The sequence below is a fragment of the Micromonospora yasonensis genome, from assembly GCF_026013475.1.
GTDB lineage: Bacteria > Actinomycetota > Actinomycetes > Mycobacteriales > Micromonosporaceae > Micromonospora > Micromonospora yasonensis.
In genome coordinates, this window is sequence record NZ_JAPDPH010000002.1 from 86168 (window position 1) to 102832 (window position 16665).

General features: G+C 74.5%; 16 protein-coding genes and 1 pseudogene. 11 read left to right on the forward strand and 6 right to left on the reverse strand.

What is annotated here, in order from left to right:
- Positions 1-65: 65 nt before the first annotated feature.
- Entirely contained in the window at positions 66-2612 is a 2547-nt protein-coding gene (gene pepN / locus ONA70_RS01050; RefSeq protein ID WP_265004377.1) for an aminopeptidase N, read from the reverse strand.
- Positions 2613-2839: 227 nt separating this feature from the next.
- Here pepN and ONA70_RS01055 point away from each other — a divergent pair, with 227 nt between their 5' ends.
- From ONA70_RS01055 to ONA70_RS01070, 4 genes are all read left to right on the forward strand, one after another.
- On the forward strand, positions 2840-3463 hold the full coding sequence (locus ONA70_RS01055) for a DsbA family protein (RefSeq protein WP_265004378.1): 624 nt from the start codon (positions 2840-2842) through the stop codon (positions 3461-3463).
- Between the two features lie 173 nt (positions 3464-3636).
- The gene (locus ONA70_RS01060) at positions 3637-4008 is read left to right on the forward strand and encodes a hypothetical protein (protein WP_265004379.1); all 372 of its coding nucleotides are present in this window, start codon (positions 3637-3639) and stop codon (positions 4006-4008) included.
- Positions 4009-4136: 128 nt separating this feature from the next.
- Positions 4137-5345 (forward strand): DUF1015 family protein, encoded by a 1209-nt coding sequence (locus tag ONA70_RS01065; RefSeq protein ID WP_265004380.1) that lies wholly within the window; start codon positions 4137-4139, stop codon positions 5343-5345.
- Between the two features lie 64 nt (positions 5346-5409).
- Entirely contained in the window at positions 5410-5880 is a 471-nt protein-coding gene (locus tag ONA70_RS01070) for a ribose-5-phosphate isomerase (protein WP_265004381.1), read from the forward strand.
- Positions 5881-5967: 87 nt separating this feature from the next.
- On the opposite strand, the gene ONA70_RS36800 is transcribed toward ONA70_RS01070, so the two are convergent.
- Positions 5968-6447: a hypothetical protein gene (locus ONA70_RS36800; RefSeq protein ID WP_406601124.1), complete on the reverse strand. Its 480-nt coding sequence runs from the start codon at positions 6445-6447 to the stop codon at positions 5968-5970.
- A gap of 57 nt (positions 6448-6504) precedes the next feature.
- Positions 6505-7722, reverse strand: coding sequence for a GNAT family N-acetyltransferase (locus ONA70_RS01080; RefSeq protein WP_265004382.1), 1218 nt, complete (start codon positions 7720-7722; stop codon positions 6505-6507).
- A 99-nt stretch (positions 7723-7821) separates the two neighbouring features.
- Between ONA70_RS01080 and ONA70_RS01085 the strand changes: the two genes are divergently transcribed.
- Positions 7822-8358 carry a hypothetical protein gene (locus tag ONA70_RS01085; RefSeq protein ID WP_265004383.1) on the forward strand — a complete coding sequence of 179 codons (537 nt, stop codon included), beginning with the start codon at positions 7822-7824 and terminating at the stop codon, positions 8356-8358.
- 178 nt (positions 8359-8536) lie between these two features.
- Here ONA70_RS01085 and ONA70_RS01090 read toward each other — a convergent pair whose 3' ends face one another.
- A complete protein-coding gene (locus ONA70_RS01090) occupies positions 8537-9829 on the reverse strand; it encodes a PQQ-like beta-propeller repeat protein (RefSeq protein WP_265004401.1) in 1293 nt (430 codons plus the stop codon).
- 634 nt (positions 9830-10463) lie between these two features.
- A pseudogene (locus ONA70_RS01095) lies at positions 10464-11156 on the reverse strand (Hsp70 family protein); the annotation flags it as partial.
- Between ONA70_RS01095 and ONA70_RS01100 the strand changes: the two are divergent.
- From ONA70_RS01100 to ONA70_RS01120, 5 genes are all read left to right on the forward strand, one after another.
- Positions 11047-11334, forward strand: coding sequence for a hypothetical protein (locus ONA70_RS01100; RefSeq protein WP_265004402.1), 288 nt, complete (start codon positions 11047-11049; stop codon positions 11332-11334). The pseudogene ONA70_RS01095 and the gene ONA70_RS01100 overlap by 110 nt on opposite strands.
- A complete protein-coding gene (locus tag ONA70_RS01105) occupies positions 11331-12968 on the forward strand; it encodes an MDR family MFS transporter (RefSeq protein ID WP_265004384.1) in 1638 nt (545 codons plus the stop codon). Before ONA70_RS01100 ends, ONA70_RS01105 begins: the two co-directional genes overlap by 4 nt.
- Positions 12969-13071: 103 nt before the next feature.
- Positions 13072-13953: a phosphatase PAP2 family protein gene (locus tag ONA70_RS01110; RefSeq protein WP_265004385.1), complete on the forward strand. Its 882-nt coding sequence runs from the start codon at positions 13072-13074 to the stop codon at positions 13951-13953.
- 105 nt (positions 13954-14058) lie between these two features.
- Complete coding sequence (locus ONA70_RS01115) at positions 14059-14805, forward strand: lytic polysaccharide monooxygenase (RefSeq protein ID WP_265004386.1); 747 nt, start codon at positions 14059-14061, stop codon at positions 14803-14805.
- A 74-nt stretch (positions 14806-14879) separates the two neighbouring features.
- Entirely contained in the window at positions 14880-15440 is a 561-nt protein-coding gene (locus ONA70_RS01120; RefSeq protein ID WP_265004387.1) for a DUF305 domain-containing protein, read from the forward strand.
- A 17-nt stretch (positions 15441-15457) separates the two neighbouring features.
- Here the strand turns inward: ONA70_RS01120 and ONA70_RS01125 are convergent, their stop codons facing one another.
- Positions 15458-15943: an anthrone oxygenase family protein gene (locus ONA70_RS01125; protein WP_265004388.1), complete on the reverse strand. Its 486-nt coding sequence runs from the start codon at positions 15941-15943 to the stop codon at positions 15458-15460.
- 104 nt (positions 15944-16047) lie between these two features.
- Here ONA70_RS01125 and ONA70_RS01130 point away from each other — a divergent pair.
- Positions 16048-16665 (forward strand): cupin domain-containing protein (locus ONA70_RS01130; protein WP_265004389.1); only part of this gene is annotated, 618 nt, incomplete at its 3' end.

Consider the following 16665-nt stretch of genomic DNA (forward strand, 5'->3'; position numbering starts at 1 on the left):
CACGATAACGGCCGGGGCCGGCGTGGGCTTTCACCCACGCCGGCCCCGGGCCGCGTACTCCTCGCTCAGGCGCTCCGGGCGTCCTTCGCGCGGGCCCGCAGCGCGCGGACCACGCCGTCGCGGCCCTCGGCCACCAACCGGCGCAGCGGCGCCGGGTGCCCCTCCTGGGCCAGCCAGGCGTCGGTGGCCGTCACCGTGTCCTCCTCGACCAGGTACGCCGGGTAGGCGAGCTGGACGAACTCCTGCGCCGGCTCGCTGTCCCGCTGCGCCCAGATCTGGGCCACGGTGGCGAAGTACCGCTCCCGGTACGGCGCGGTGAGTTCCACCTGCGCCGGGTGGGTGAAGCCCTGCAGCAGCGCCCGGTTGCGCCAGTTCGGCAGCGCCTCGGGGCCGGTGAGCTCCGCCCACACCGCCGCCTTGTTCTCCGCGGTCGGCACCAGGGTGTGCGCGTACGCGGCCTCGCGCTCGCCGCTCGTGGTGCGGTCGTTCGCCAGTTCGGCCTCGACCTCCGCGGCGGTGGCCGCGCCGTTGGCCACCAGCGACTGGAGCACCGTCCAGCGCAGCTCGGTGTCCACGGTGAGCCCGGCGGGCACCTCGGTGCCGTCCAGCCAGCCGCGCAGCACCGCCAGGTCCTCTGCGGCGCGGGCCGCCGAGACGTACGCGCGGGCCCAGGCGAGCTGGAAGCCGCTGCCCGGCTCGGCCGCCGCGAGGGCGGCCCTGGCGGTACGGGCCAGCTCCGCCCAGCCGGTCGGGGCCCACGCCGGGTCGACGTAGAAGGTGAGCGTGGTGGTGGCCTGCCGCAGGGTGGCGGTGACCAGGTTGATGTCGGTCTCCGCCGGCAGCCCGGCCAGCACCAGGGCCACGTAGTCGCGGCCGGCGAGTTCGGCGTCCCGGGTCATGTCCCAGGCGGCGGTCCAGCACAGCGCCCGGGCCAGCGAGGAGTCGAAGCCGGAGATGTGCTGCACCACCGTGGCCATCGACCGCTCGTCCAGCCGCAGCTTGGTGTACGTGAGGTCCTCGTCGTTGAGCAGCAGCACGTCGGCGGCGGGCTTGCCGTGCAGCGCGGACAGCTCGGTCAGCTCGCCGGTCACGTCCGCCTCGACCAGTTCCCGGCGGACCAGCCGGCCGTCGGTCAGGTCGTAGAGGCCCACGCCGATCCGGTGGGTACGCATCGTCGGGTGCCCGGAGGGCGCCTCCTGGCGGACCAGCACCCGCTCGTACGTGCCGTCGGCGCCGACGGTGACCTCGGGCCGCAGGGTGTTCACCTGCGCGGTCTCCAGCCACTGCGCGGCGAACTTGCGCAACTCCCGGCCGGAGGCCGTCTCCAGCTCGGTCAGCAGGTCGTCGAAGGTGGCGTTGCCCCAGGCGTGCTTGCCGAAGTACGCCCGCAGGCCGGCCAGGAACGGCTCCTCGCCGACGTACGCGACGAGCTGCTTGAGCACGCTGGCGCCCTTGGCGTACGTGATGCCGTCGAAGTTGACCTCGACCGCCTCCAGGTCCGGCATCTCGCAGTAGACCGGGTGGGTGGAGGAGAGCTGGTCCTGCCGGTAGCCCCAGTTCTTCCGGATCGACAGGAAGGTCGTCCACGCGTCGTGGAACCGGGTGGCGTGGGTGTTGCACCAGTGACTGGCCCACTCGGCGAACGACTCGTTCAGCCACAGGTCGTTCCACCAGCGCATGGTGACCAGGTCACCGAACCACATGTGGGCCAGCTCGTGCAGGATCGTGTTGGCGCGCTGCTCGTACTCGAAGTCGGTGACCTGGGAGCGGAAGATGTAGTGCGACTCGGCGTGCGTGACGCAGCCGAAGTTCTCCATCGCGCCGGCGTTGAAGTCCGGCACCCAGAGCTGGTCGTACTTGGGCAGCGGGTAGCGCACCTGGAACTTCTCGTGGAAGAAGTCGAAGCCCTGCTTGGTGATCAGGAAGAGGTCGTCCGCGTCCAGGTAGCGCGCCATCGAGGCCCGGCAGTACACACCGAGGTCGATGCCGTCGTGGCTGTCCCGCACCTCGTGGTACGGACCGGCGCAGAGCGCGGTGATGTAGGTGCTCATCCGCACCGACTCGGCGAAGTGGACGGTCTTCAGCCCCTCGCCGGCCGGCTCCTCCCGCTCCACCGGCATGTTGGAGACCACCCGCCAGTGGTCGGCGACGGTGGCGTGCCAGGTGTAGACGCTCTTCAGGTCGGGCTGGTCGAAGCAGGCGAACACGCGCTGCGCGTCCGCCGTCTCGAACTGGCTGTAGAGGTAGGCCTCGCCGTCCACCGGGTCGACCGTGCGGTGCAGTCCCTGGCCGCTGTTCGAGTACGCGAAGTCGGCGTCCACCACGAGGACGTTCTCGGCGGCCAGGTCGGTGAGGGTGAGGCCCTTCTCGGCCGACCAGCCGGCGAGGTCCACGGGCGCGCCGTTGAGCGTCGCGGAGCGCACCGACTCGGCGGCCGCCTCGATGAAGGTAGTGGCCCCCGGCTCGGTACAGCGGAACCGGACCTCGGTCACCGACCGGAACGTGCGGCCGGTGGCCTGCACGGCGGTGGACAGGTCAAGGCTGATGTCGTACCCGGTCACCTCGAGCAGGCGAGCCCGCTCGGTGGCCTCGACCTGGGTCAGGTTGCGCACTCCCGGCACTGTTCGTCTCCATCCCACTCTGCTCGCCGCGCCCCGCGGCACCGGCCTCGCCGGCCCGCTCGTGACGGCCGGTCCGAAACCGAGTCTTCCATGCACGGACACCCTGCGGTGGCCGAGGTCACGCTCTCATTCCGCTGCCTGTCGATCCCGGGCGGGGTGAGGATCGGAAGGGACAGCGCCGGGGCTCCGGCGCGCGGAAGTCGTGAAGGGATGACACCGTGACCGAACGTGTCGCCGTGGACATGTGGTTCGACCCGCTGTGCCCGTGGGCGTGGATCACCTCCCGCTGGCTGCTGGAGGTCGAGCAGGTCCGGGACGTGGAGATCCGCTTCCACGTGATGAGCCTCTCCGTGCTCAACGAGGGGCGCGACCTGCCCGAGCAGTACCAGGACCTGATGACGAAGGGCTGGGGCCCGGTACGGGTCTGCATCGCCGTGGAGCAGGCGCACGGCGGGGAGACGCTGGCGAAGCTCTACACCGCCATGGGCACCCGGATCCACCTGGGCAAGGAGGAACTCGGCCGGAACATGGTGGTCGGCGCGCTGACCGACGTGGGCCTGGACCCGACGTTCGCCGACGCCGCCGACTCCACCGAGTACGACGAGGCGCTGCGGGCCAGCCACGAGGCCGGGATGCGGCCGGTCGGCACCGACGTGGGCACCCCGGTGATCCACGCCCCCGGTCCGGACGGCGGCAAGGTCGCCTTCTTCGGCCCGGTGATCACCCCGGCGCCGAAGGGCGAGGCCGCCGGCAAGCTCTGGGACGGCGTCCTGCTGGTCGCCGGCACCCCCGGCTTCTACGAGCTCAAGCGCACCCGCGAGCTGGGCCCCATCTTCGACTGAGGTGCAAGGAAGGGCCCCTTGTTAACGCCTCCGGTAGAGCAGGGGCCCCCTCTTAACACCCCGGAACCTCTGCGCCGCCCGGCGTGACCCGGGCGGCGCAGAGTTCGTTTGACCGGGTGTCCCAGCCGGCGGTCCGTCCAGGCCGCACCCCGGCAGCCTCTGGAGGCGTTCCCATGGCCAAGCACCGCCGCACGTCCGACGACGAGCCGCAGCCGGCGACCGAGGACTCCGGTGCGACGTACTGGTCCGTGGCCGAGGGCGACTGGCCGCAGGTCCGGCCCGCCCTGCCGGCCGAGATGGTCGACCTGCTGGCCCCGCCGATCGTGGTCGGGGTGGCCCGGGTGGTGGCCACCTCCCGGATCACCCCGCCGGCCGACGCGGGCGCGCCGGCCCGGACCCCCGGCCCGACCCGGTCCGCCACCTCGGGAGGCCGTCCGGCCCCGGGTGGCGCGACGACGGTACGCCTCGCCACCGGCGCCACCTCGCGTCCGCCCACCCTCGCGCCGGGTCGCCGTCCCGCCGCAGGCCGGCACCGCCCCGCCTGACTCGGACCACGTTAATAAGGGGCCCCTGCTCTACCGGAGGCGTTAACAAGGGGCCCCTCCTTTCATCTGGTGGACGCGGCGTGGGTCCGGCACCGGCCCGGCGGGGAACGCGGGTAGCGTCAGCGGGCATGACGGTCGTGCATCCGATCGCCCGGGCCTGGATCACCACTGGCGGCACCGGCGCGCAGAACTACGACGAGTTCGCCGACGACGCGGAGATCACCGCCATCGTCGAGGCGAACCCGCACAGTGCCCTGGGCATCGAGATGCCCCACCGGGCGCCGGAGAGCCTCGGGAAGTCCTTCCTCGACGCGCTCCCCGATGCGGTGGCCCGCCTCGCCGAGGCCAAGGCGGACGGTAGCTACACCCCGGCCGAGCAGGTCGTGGTGCTCTACCGGATCAGCGCGCCGGGCGAGGAGAACGCGTACGGCCTCTTCGCCATGGTCGACACCGACCAGATCTCCACCCGGGCGGACGAGCCCGGCCTGGTGATCCGCAACGAGGACGTCTTCATCGCCAAGGTGCGGGAACGCGTCGCCCTCGCCGAGGCGCTCGGCCACCTGCTCTCGCCCGTACTCCTGCTGCAGACCGGCCGGGGCGACGAACTGCACGCCGCGCTCGCGGCGGCGACCGAGGCGGCCGGCGCGCCCGCCGCGACCGACGTCGACCAGGCCGGGCGGACGCACGCCATCTGGCTGCTCGGCCCCGGCGCGGCGCAGGACGAGCTGACCGCCCTGGCCGGCGGCGGCGAGCTGGTGGTCGCGGACGGCAACCACCGCAGCCTGGCCGCGCAGACCGGCGGCTACCCGCGCTTCCTGTCGGTGATCACCACGCCGGCCTCGGTCGCCATCCAGCCCTACAACCGGCTGGTCAGCGAGCTGACCACCACCCCGGCCGAGCTGCTCGACCGGCTCCGCGCCGCCCGCGCGGAGATCACCCCGATCGACGGCCCGGTCGAGGTCCCGGCGACCGGCGGCGCCGTCCACCTCTACCTCGCCGGCCGGGGGTACGCGGTCACCCTGCCGCCCCTCGGCGGCGGCCGGCTGGAGAACCTGGACCACGCGCTGGTCGAGCGGTTGCTGCTGCGGGACGCGCTCGGCCTCGACCCGGGCGACAAGCGGATCACGTACGTCGGCGGCGACTACCCGGCGAGCTGGCTCACCGGTGAGGTCGACGCCGGCCGGGCCGAGCTCGCGGTGCTGATCGCCCCGGTGACCGTGGACGACTTCGTCGCGGTCAACCTGGCCCGGGAGAAGATGCCCCGCAAGAGCACCTGGTTCACCCCGAAGGCGCGGGCCGGCCTGGTCGTCGCCGAGCTGCCCCAGAAGATCCTGTGACGAATCCGCCTCCGTGCCGCCGCCCGCGCGCCGGCACGGCGGCGGGCCTGTCAGACTGCGCGGTATGCGCGTCTACCTGGGATCCGATCACGCCGGCTTCGAGCTGAAGGGGCACCTGGCCAACCACCTGGCCAAGCAGGGGTACGAGGTGGTCGACGTCGGCCCGCACGCCTTCGACCCGGACGACGACTACCCGGCGTTCTGCCTGCACACCGGCCAGCGGGTGGTCGACGACCCGGGCAGCCTCGGGGTGGTCATCGGCGGCTCCGGCAACGGCGAGCAGATCGCCGCCAACAAGATCGCCGGCGCTCGCGCGGCGCTCGCCTGGAACATCGACACCGCGCAGCTGGCGCGGGAGCACAACGACGCAAACATCGTCGCCGTGGGTGCCCGCCAGCACACCCTGGACGAGGCGACCGCCCTGGTGGAGGCCTTTCTGACCACGCCGTTCTCGGGCAACCCCCGGCACGCCCGGCGGATCAGCCAGGTGGCCGAGTACGAGCAGACGCGTCGCCTCCCCGACCTGCCGGCCTGACCGCGGCCCCCGCGCCGGCCTGCCACCCCGGCGCCCGGTGCCCGGCCGGCCCGCCCGACGACGGCCCGGCGGCGGGCCAGGCGGCGGTCAGCGCCCGGTGCGGGGCAGCTCGTCGCGGGGGATCCAGTTGCGGCGGACGATCACGACGCGGGCCTCGGCCTCGGCCAGGTCCGCGTCGGTCGGCCGGGCCGCGTCCCGGGCCCGCAGCGCGGCGGTCACGCTCACCTGGGACGACCCCGAGCCGACCAGCCCGCGTAGACCGCGCTCGCCCTCGTCGGGGGCGGGGCCCGCGCGGCGGACCCGGACCTCTGACGGCTCCAGCTCGGCGCGTCTGACGCCACGCCGCGACCTGGAGCCGTCGTCCGACGATTCCAGGTCGGCGCGTCTGGTGCCATGCGGCGACCTGGAGTCGTCGTCGTGCACCGCGGACGTGGTCACGCTCGGCCCGTCCACGAAGGGGCCGGCGGGCTCCTGCCGGCTGGCCCGCCCGGCGGCGCCTTCGCCGTCCGGCGCCCCGCCCTGCCCGTGGTGCCGCAGTCGCCGTCGGCGTCGCTCCGCATCACCCATCACCCGACCGTACCGCCCCGGCCGCCGGGCCGGCCCCCGCCGGCCCGTGCGGCCAGGTCAGAAGACCTCCATGGGGGCGGGGGCGCGGTGCCAACCGAAGGCGGTGGCGGTCGCGGCGACCGTGCCGGGAACGAGTTCGCGTACGTGGCCGGCGGTGGCGAGCGCGGCCAGGCCGGCGCCGCCGAGGTAGAGCGCGCCGAGGGCGCGTACGTCGCAGGCGAGCTGGGCCGGGGCGGTGGTGGCGACGCACTCGGCGCCGGCTGCCCCACCGACCAGCCGCCACCGGCCGGTGTTCTCCGGCAGCAGGTCGTCGGTCACCTCGACCACCACGTCGACGTCGGTCGCGTACCGGCGGGCGGCCAGCGCGGCGGGCACGTCGACCACGCGTACCCAGAGCGCGTCGGCGAGCTGGGCGGCCAGCCTGCGTGGCTCGTTCACCAGCCAGAACAGCGGCTCGTCCACGGCCGCCTGGAACGACACTCGCCGGGTCAGGTCGATCGAGAGCAGCAACCGCCACAGCGCCCGGTACGCCTCCGGCGTCGCGGCGACCACCTCGTCGACCCGCACCTCGCCCCGCGGGCCCTGCCGGTCCCAGTCCTCCTTCGTCCGGTACAGCGCGTACCCGTCGACGCCCGCCGCGCCCTCGTGCAGCAGGACCTGCCGCTCGGTCGCCCCGCCGCGCAGGCTCTTGACGTCGGCGAGCACGTACGCCCACCAGCGCTCGTCCCGGCTCGACCAGCCGGGCCGGTCCGCGCGCACCCGGTCGTACAGCCGGGCCAGCTCGGCCCGGTGCGCGACCGGGCGGTCCAGGCGGAGCCTGCCCCCGGCGGCGGCCGGTTCCGGCAGCCGCAACTCGGCGGTCCCGCACTGGACGGCGTAGCGCTGGGCGGCGAGCCCGTAGCCGAAGCGGGGGTAGATCCGGCCCTCGCTGGCCCAGAGCACCGCCACCGGCTCCCGGCCGGCGTCCCGGATCTCCCGGAGTTGCCGCCGCATCAGGGCGGTGAGCAGCCCCCGCCGGCGGTGCGTGGGGAGGACCGAGACCATCGTCACGTGTGCGGCCGGCACGCTCGCGCCGGGCACCTGGAGATCCCGGGTGAACGCGGCGGCGTGCGCCACCCCCACCCCGCCGTCCCGGACCAGCAGGGCGCGCCCGGGCTCGAACACCCCGCGCTCGATCTCCCGCAGTTCGGGGTCGGGTTCCTCATGGAAGGCGAGCGCGAGCAGCGCGGCGATCTCGTCGAAGTCCTCGGCGCGGGGCACGATCAGGTCCGTCATCGGATGTGTGTAGCCCATCACGTCCGGGGTCGGCGACCGATTTGCCGGCTCGCTACCCTCGGAACCATGGCCGGCGTCGGTCAAGGGGGAGGACACGAGATGGCGGACCAGACACAGCCGTGGGCCGAGCAGACCGTGGAGGTGCCGCCCCGGCCCGGTGCCGGGGTGGTGCCGCCGCAGCGGGACGGGTTCCAGCGCGGGGTGGCCCAGGTCGGGCAGCGCCGAACGCCCCGGACCGAGCAGTTCGGCACCGTCGACCCGGCCAACTGGGCGCACGACTCCGCCCCGCGCCGGCCGGTGAGCTGGCACCTGGCGCAGCTGCGCCGGGGCGGCGAGTGGAGCGCCGCCAGCGGGCTCTTCGCCTTCGTCTGCTGGGGCATCTGGGCGATCTCCGGTCGCGGGGACCTGACCGCTCCGCTGCTCACCTTCGTGCTCAGCCTGCTCACCGCGGTCGGCCTCTTCGCGCTCGCCCGCATGCTCGGCCGGATCGTCTGGGAACGGCAACTCGGCCGGGTCCGCCGGACCGCCCGCGGCGCGCACCTGCTGACCGCGGTCTTCCTGGCCGGGGTGGGGGTGGCCTACCTGCAGCAGACCGAGTGGGTGGTGACCGCCTGGAACTGGGTGACCGGCAACTGATCCTCGTGGCCGCGGGCGGGTCGGCGGTCCGCCGCCCGCCCGCGCGCCCGGTCGCGGTACGCCGCGACGCCGGTCGTAACTCCACCAGGACGGGGGTGGCATTACCCCGCCCGGCCCGGATCATCCCTCGCCGGCGGCGCCGGCGGTCTCCGCGACCTCGACGCCGCCCGGCGCTGACTCAGCCGGCGAAGCGGTACAGCACGAACTCCTTCTCCGCGCCGCAGGCGATCACCTCGGTGTTCCACGAACAGGATTCGCTCCGGACGTCCTTGAGCTCGCCCATCTCGACGGGTTCGGCGTCACCGACGGCCATGCCGGCGAGGCTGCGGTCGCCCTCGACGGAACTCGGCGACTCGGCGAAGAGCAGCACGTTGCCGGCGTCCAGCCGGGCGGCGACCCCGTCCCGGTCCCGTAGCACCGCGGTGCCGTCCGGCGCGAAGAGGGTGACCGAGTCGGGGGAGTCCCGCTCGGCGAGCAGGTGCTCGCCGAGCGGGACCAACGTCTCGGCCTTCGGGGCGGGCCAGCTCCGGGCCTTCTTCCCCGCCGTGACGGCCACCACCCTGGTCCCGTCCGCACCCGAGTTCGGCACCTCCAGCAGGCAGGCGCGGTGCTCGCCGCAGGTCACCAGGGACTTCGCCCGGCTGCCGGCGTCGGTTGAGGAGTAGAGCGTGGCGGGCTCGTCCAGGCTGCCCAGGTCGTAGGAGAGCAGCCGGAAGCCCCGGTTGTCCTCGACCACGTAGAGCCGGTCGTCCCGGGCCGCCACCGGGTTGTCGACGTCGGCGACGTTCTTCCGGCTACGCAGGATCTCCCCGCTGTTCATGTCGATGATCCGCACCGACCGGTCCGCGCCCACCTGGACCAGCCGGTCGGCGTCGCCCAGCCAGGGTGCCCGGGGCGCGCCGTCGAGGTCGGCCGAGCCGTCCAGCGCCGCTCCGGTACCGACCGGCAGGACGGTGGTGCGGGCGTCCCCGTACTCGTTGCGCGGGTTGCCCTGGTCCCACTGTTGCCGGCCGTCGCTGAGCCGCACCCCGACCAGCCGGTTGCCCGTCCGGTCGAGCCAGACCGCTGTCCTGGTCGTGAGGTAGACCGAGTCGTCGCCCTGGATGGTGAGCACCCAACGCTGCTCGCCGGAGCCGTCCAGCACCACGAGGTCGCGCGGCGTGCTGCCGCCCGATGCGTCGGCCAACACCGCCACCCCGTCCGGCAGCGCCCGGATTCCGGCCCACCGCTCCGCCGTCGCCCGGGTCGGTTTGCCCCACAATCGATCGCCGGTCGCCGCGTCGCGCGCGATCACCTGGAGCCGGCCGTCGGGCAGCGGGTAGGCCAGGTAGGCACGGTCGGCCAGCACCGCCGTGAACATCTCGCTCGGCCGCTCGTCGCCCGCCACTTCCGTGGCGATCTCCTTGGGATTGTGGAAGTCCAGTGCCGGATGCCGGTCCCGGAGCACCCACCACGCGGTGGTGGCCAGCACGGCGACCACCACCAGGCCGGCGGCCGGCGCGAGCCAGCGGGCCCGCGGGCCGCGTCCCGGCCCGGGTCGCGCCGGCGGGTGCGGGGGAGACCGGCGACCCCCCGAGGGGTACGCCCGGTTGCCCAGCAGGTTGCGCGGCGGGGCTCGGCTGCGGGGCGACCCCGGGGTGTCCCGCCGGCTCGGAATACGCGCCGGGGTACCCGACGGCGTACCCGGGTGCGGCGCCCGGCGAGGTGGGACCGACGGCCCCGGCGTACCCGGGTGCCGGCGAGGTGGGCCCGGCGGCGTCGGCGACCAGGGTGCCGTGCGGGCCGGCGGTGCCCACCGGCAGGGTGCCGTGCGGGCCGGGGGCCGGCGGGGTGCCCACCGGCACGGTGCCGTGCGGGCCAGCCGGTGCGGCGTACGCGGGCGCGGCGCCCTCGGGCAGCGTGCCGTGTGGCCCGGCGGCCGGCTCGGTCGGCCGGCTGTCGGTCGACGCGGCCGGCTCGGTCGGCCGCGTGTCGGTGGGCCCGGCCGGCGCCGGCACGACGGGCCCGGGCCGCCCGCCGCGGCGGGGCAGCGGAAGGTCCGTCAGTGCCCCCTCGGCGACCGGCAGTTCCGGCTGCTCCAGGACGGTCGGGGCGATCCCCAGGTCGGCGTGGAGCAGCCGGGCCACCAGCGGCACCCGGGTCGACCCGCCGACCAGGAAGAGACCGGAGAGCTGCTCGGGGGTCAGCCCCGCGGCGGTGACCACCCGCCGGGTCTCGGCCACCGCCCGGGCCAGCAGCGGCGCGGCGAGCCGTTCCAGGTCCTCCCGGGGCAGCGGGACCGCCGCCTCCACCCCGGGTACGGCCACCGGCGCGACCGTGGCCCGGGAGAGCATCTCCTTCGCGCCGCGTACGTTCTCCCAGAGTTGCTGCCGGTCCCGCCACTCGGCGGTGCTCTCCGGGTTGCTCAGCCGGGCCCACTGCGGGGGGTGCGCCGGGCCGACCAGTTCGCCGAGCCGCCGCAGGAGCGCGGCGTCCAGATCCAGGCCGCCGAGATCGGCGACGCCGCCGGTGGCGACCAGGTGGAATCCCGAGTCGCCCCAGGGGTCGGCGCCCTCGTTACGGAGCACGGCGACGTCCAGGGTGCCGCCGCCGAAGTCGAACACCGCGACGGTGCCGCCCACCGGCACCGGCCGGCGTAGCACCTGGGTGTAATAGCGAGCCGCCGCGACCGGCTCGCGCAGCAGGCGGGTGCCGGGCGCGATCGGGCCGGCCAGGGTGTGCTCGGTCGCGGTCGGCCAGCCGGCCAGGTCCAGCGCGTCGTGCAGCACCTGCCGGCGCGCCAGCCACCTGACCGTCACCGACGCCGGCCGGGTCGCCCTGGCCGACACCGAGGACTGGTACGGCCGGGTGCTCACCCGCGCGCTCGCCGACTGGTCCCCCGGCGAGGTGGCGGCGCTGTCCGCCGCGCTCGGCCGGTTCACCCGCGACCTTGAGGTCGCCCTCGCACACCACGACAACCTGGAGGACGCGCGATGAGCGCACCCACCGCAACGGCCGACGCCGCGCCGATGAGCAAGCGGCAGACGCTGGAAGCACTCAGCGGCCTGCTGCTCGTGCTCTTCGTCGCGATGCTCAGCGGCACGGTGGTCTCGACCGCCCTGCCGAAGATCGTCGGCGCGCTGAACGGCTCGCAGACCCAGTACACCTGGGTGGTCACCGCCACCCTGCTCACCGCCACGGCGACCACCCCGATCTGGGGCAAGCTGGCCGACCTGTTCAACAAGAAGATCCTCATCCAGGCCGCCATCGTGGTCTTCCTGGCCGGCTCGGTGGCCGCCGGGTTCGCGCAGCACACCGGTCAGCTCATCGGCGCCCGCGCCTTCCAGGGCATCGGCGTCGGCGGCCTCCAGGCCCTCGTCCAGGTCGCCATCGCGGCCATGATCCCGCCGCGCGAGCGGGGCCGGTACAACGGCTACCTCGGCGGCGTGATGGCCGTCGCCACGGTCGGCGGCCCGCTGCTCGGCGGCCTCATCGTGGACACCTCCTGGCTCGGCTGGCGCTGGTGCTTCTTCGTCGGCGTGCCGGTCGCCGTGATTGCGCTGATCCTGCTGCAGATCACCCTGCACCTGCCGACCGCGCGTCGGGACAACGTGAAGATCGACTACCTGGGCGCCACGCTGATCGCCGCCGGCGTCAGCCTGCTGCTGATCTGGATCTCCTTCGTCGACGGCTCGTTCGCCTGGCTCTCCTGGCAGACCGTCGCGATGGTCGGCGGCGCGGTGCTGCTGCTCGCCCTGGCCGCCTGGGTCGAGTCCCGGGCCGCCGAGCCGGTGGTCCCGCTGAAGATCGTCCGGGAGCGCACCACCGCCCTGGCCATCCTCGGCAGCCTCGCGGTCGGCATGGCCATGTTCGGCGGGGCCGTCTTCCTCGGCCAGTACTTCCAGATCGGCCGCGGCTACAGCCCGACCGAGGCCGGCCTGCTGACCATCCCGATGATGGCCGGCGTCCTGCTCTCCTCGATCGTCGCCGGGCGGCTGATCACCGCCAGCGGGCGGATCAAGCCGTACATCGTCGCCGGGTCGATCATCCTGGTCGCCGGCTTCGCGTTGCTCGGCACCATCGACCACGAGACCTCGCTGGCCCTGGTCGGCGCGGCCATGTTCGTCGTCGGGGTCGGCGTCGGCATGACCATGCAGAACCTCGTGCTCGCGGTGCAGAACACCGTCGCGCTCAAGGACATCGGCGCGGCCAGCTCCTCGGTGGCGTTCTTCCGGTCGCTCGGCGGCACCATCGGCGTCTCGGTGCTCGGCGCGGTGCTGGCCCGCCGGGTCACCGACCGGATCACCCACGACCTGGCCGCGGCCGGCTTCCCCACCTCCGGGGGCGGCGGCAACAGCACCCTGAACCTGGCCGCCCTGCCCGCCCCGGTGCAGCACATCGTCCAGGCCGCGTACGGCGACGCCACCGGGCACATCTTCCTGATCTCCGCGGCCATCGCGGTGGTCGGCATCATCGCCGCGCTCCTGCTCAAGCCGGTCACCCTGCGCTCCAGCCTCGACCTGCCCGACACCGGCCGGTCGGTGGCCGTGGCGGCCGACGCGGTCGACGGGGCACCGGCCTTCGACGAGGTCACCGTCGACCCGGTGACCCGGGATCCGGCCCGTCGCTGACGCCGGATCGCCCGACCCAGGGCCGTCGCCGTGACCCGGCGGCGGCCCTGGTCCGTGAGCCGCGCGGGCCGGTGCCCGCCGGCCGTGACCGAATCGAGGAATCGTGGACACGACCGAGGCCGCGCCGCGCCGGGCGGCGGCCGCCGGGACGCGGTGGAGCGCGGCGGTCCGCCGCGCCGCCCGGGAGCTGGCGCTGGTCGCCGCCCTGTTCCTCGCATACAAGGCGGGTCGCCTCGCGGTGGCCGGCCGGACGTCGGCCGCGCTGACCAACGGGGAGCGGGTGTGGCAGCTGGAGCGCCTGCTCCACCTGCCCGGCGAAGCCGCCGTCCAGCAGCCGCTGCTCGCCCACGAGCTGCTGGTCCGGCTGGCCAACAGCTACTACGCCTACGTGCACTTCCCGGCGACCGCCAGCTGCCTGGTCTGGCTGTACGTCCGCCATCCGGCCCACTACCTGCGGCTGCGCCGGGCCCTCGCGGCGCTCACCGCGGCGGCGTTGGCCCTGCACGTCCTCGTCCCGCTCGCCCCGCCCCGGATGACCGTGCTGACCGGCCTGGTGGATACCGGACGCCGGTACGGCCCCGCCGTCTACGGGTCACTCGCGACCGACACCCTGAGCAACCAGTACGCCGCGATGCCGTCCCTGCACGTCGGCTGGGCGCTGGCCGTCGCCGTGGCGCTCGTCGCGGTCACCGCCGGGCGGCTGCGGTGGCTCTGGCTGGCGCACCCGATCGTCACCGTGCTGGTGGTGGTCGCCACCGGCAACCACTACTGGATCGACGGCCTGGTCGCCACGGCTCTGCTCGTCCCGATCCTGGCGGTCCTGCCCCGGCCGCCGGCCACCCGCCGACCGGGGCCCGTGCCGACGCCCGCCGGACCCGTCCGGCCCCACCTGGTGGACACCCGGCGGCACGCCGGACGCCGCCGACGGAGCCGGCTGGACTCCGTCGGCGGCGGCCCGCGGTTCAGGCCGCCCGGCCGGGGGTGACGCACACCGTGCGCCCACCTCAATTTATCGATAAGAGTCTTTACTGTTAACAAGGTTTAATTTATGTTCATGGCATCTCCCGCCGCACCCGAAGGAGTTGCCGTCGTGCGTCGAAGAATCACCCTGCCGCTGCTCACCACGGGCGTGGTCGGCGCCACCCTGGCCGTCGCCGCGCCCGCCCAGGCCCACGGGTACGTCTCCTCGCCCCCCAGTCGCCAGGCGCTCTGCGCCCAGCACAAGGTCCCCGACTGCGGCCAGATCCAGTACGAGCCGCAGAGCGTCGAGGGCCCCAAGGGACTGCGCAGCTGTCACGCCGGGATCGCCCAGTTCGCGGTGCTCAACGACGACAGCCGCAACTGGCCGGCCACCTCGGTCGGCGGGTCGGTGACCTTCACCTGGGTCAACACCGCCCGGCACGCCACCGCCAACTGGGAGTACTGGATCGGCGGCACCCGGGTGGCGGTCTTCGACGGCGGTGGCCGCCAGCCCGACGCGACCGTGTCGCACACCGTCAACCTGAGCGGCTTCTCGGGACGGCAGAAGCTGCTGGCCATCTGGAACATCGCCGACACCGCGAACGCCTTCTACTCCTGTGTCGACCTGCAGATCGGGTCCGGCGGCGGGCCGACGCCCAGCCCGTCCCCGAGCCCGACGCCGGCCCCGACGACCCCGTCGCCCGGCCCGAGCCCGACCGGCTCACCCGCGCCGGGCGGCACCTGGACCGCTGGGCAGGCCTACCAGGTCGGCGATCGGGTCACCTACAACGGCGTGACGTACCAGTGCCGGCAGGCGCACACCGCGCTCCCCGGCTGGGAACCGCCGAACACGCCGGCGCTGTGGCTGGCGGTCTGACCGTACGGGGTGCGGCCACGCCGGCGTGCGCCGCACCCCCGGCCCTGTTCCCGCCACCCGATCGGAGGAACGGCATGCGTCGCGTGCTCGTCGCCGCCCTGCTGGCGGTCCTGCTGCCGGTCACCGGCTGCGCCCGTTATCCGGCGCCGCCGCAGGCGACCTCGCCCGGTCCGGCTTCCGACGTCGCGACCAGCATCGACGTGCTCTTCCTGACCATGATGGCGGCGCACGTCGAGCAAACCCTGCAGATCGTCCGGCTCGGGCTCGACCGCACCGCCGACGCCGAGATCCGTACCCTGATCGCCGCCGTCGCGGCGACCGAGACCGACGAACTGGCCACCATGCGCGGCTGGTTACGCGAGGCCGGGCCGTCGGCGCTGGGCGCCGCCGCCCGGCACGACCACTCCGGGCACAGCGACGCGGTCGCCGGGCTGGCCCGCCTGCGCGCCGCCCCGCCCGCCGCGGCGGACGCGGTGCTGCTCGAGGTGTTGAGCGCGCACCAGCGCCAGGCCGCCGACCTGGCCCGGGCGCAGGTGCGCGCCGGCACCAGCGTCCGGGTGCGCGAGCTGGCCGGGCGCATCGAACGGTCCCGGACCGCCGAGGTCGAGCTGATGGGACGGCTCCGGGCCCGGTAGCCGGAGCGTCCCACCGGTCAGTCGGTCACCGACCGGGCGACCAGCAGCGCCCAGCCGAGGCAGCCGAGGGCCGTGGTGTTCAGCACGGCCCGCACCACGTTCCAGCGCACCCAGGTGCTCTCGAACATCGCCCGCAGCCGGGCCGGGTCGGCCGACCCGGCGGCGAGCCGGTCGTTGAGCGGGACGTTCACCGCGACCGTCACGGCGAGCACCAGCCCGTAGAGCACCAGGGCGGCCAGCAGCCAGGGCAGCGGCGCGCGCCGCCCGTCCGGCAGGTGCAGCAGGACGGCCGCCAGGGTGCAGACCAGGGCGCCGCCGAAGCACAGCGCGAACCAGCCGTTCAGGATGGCCTGGTTGATCGACCGCATGGCGGCCACGAAGGCCCGGTCGTCCACCCGGGCCAGGCCCGGCATCACCGCGTACGCGAAGCCGGCGAACAGCCCCGCCATGAGGCCCGTGGTCAGCGTCGCCAGCAGCAGGCTGGCGGCCCGCAGCGCGTTCACCGGGTGCTCTCTCGTGTCGTCATGGGTCCCATCGCACCCGAACGCCGCTGGACGTTCCATGGCCGGGAAGCCGAAAACCATACGTGACCGTCTACGCTCACCCGATGGACGTCCTCGCCGAGGTGCTGCGCGGGTTGCGCGCCCGGGACGCCTTCCTGCTCCGCACCGTGATGGACCCGCCCTGGTCGATCCGGGTGTGCGACGCGGCCCCGTTGAGCGTCACCACGGTGGTCCGGGGCAGCGCCTGGGTGCTGCCCGACGGCGCCACCCCGGTGCCGCTGCACCGCGGGGACGTGGCGGTGCTGCGCGGGCCCGACCCGTACACCGTGGCCGACCGGCCGGAGACGCCACCGCAGGTGGTGATCCACCCCGGCCAGCGGTGCACCACCCTCGGCGGACAGGAGTTGGGCGACTCGATGGCGCTCGGCCTGCGTACCTGGGGCACCCGGCCGGACGCCGCGGCGGTGCTGCTCACCGGCACGTACGCCAGCAGCGGCGCGGTGGGCGGCGGCCTGCTCGCGGCCCTGCCGCCGCTGGTGGTCCTCACCGCCGACGAGGCCGACCTGCCGGTCGTCCCGCTCCTCGCGGCGGAGCTGGATCGGGCGGAGCCCGGGCAGGAGGTCGTCCTCGACCGCCTGCTCGACCTGCTCGTCATCGCCGTGCTGCGCACCTGGTTCGCCGAGCCCGGCGGCCGGCCACCCGGCTGGTACCGGGCGTACGCG

Excerpts from the sequence above, each read along its gene's own strand:
- ONA70_RS01060 (WP_265004379.1), top strand. The coding sequence starts at position 3,637 with ATGGCCAAGCACCGCCGCACGTCCGACGACGAGCCGCAGCCGGCGACC.
- ONA70_RS01065 (WP_265004380.1), top strand. The coding sequence starts at position 4,137 with ATGACGGTCGTGCATCCGATCGCCCGGGCCTGGATCACCACTGGCGGC.
- ONA70_RS01070 (WP_265004381.1), top strand. The coding sequence starts at position 5,410 with ATGCGCGTCTACCTGGGATCCGATCACGCCGGCTTCGAGCTGAAGGGG.
- ONA70_RS36800 (WP_406601124.1), bottom strand. The coding sequence starts at position 6,447 with ATGGGTGATGCGGAGCGACGCCGACGGCGACTGCGGCACCACGGGCAG.
- ONA70_RS01080 (WP_265004382.1), bottom strand. The coding sequence starts at position 7,722 with ATGACGGACCTGATCGTGCCCCGCGCCGAGGACTTCGACGAGATCGCC.
- ONA70_RS01085 (WP_265004383.1), top strand. The coding sequence starts at position 7,822 with ATGGCGGACCAGACACAGCCGTGGGCCGAGCAGACCGTGGAGGTGCCG.
- ONA70_RS01105 (WP_265004384.1), top strand. The coding sequence starts at position 11,331 with ATGAGCGCACCCACCGCAACGGCCGACGCCGCGCCGATGAGCAAGCGG.
- ONA70_RS01120 (WP_265004387.1), top strand. The coding sequence starts at position 14,880 with ATGCGTCGCGTGCTCGTCGCCGCCCTGCTGGCGGTCCTGCTGCCGGTC.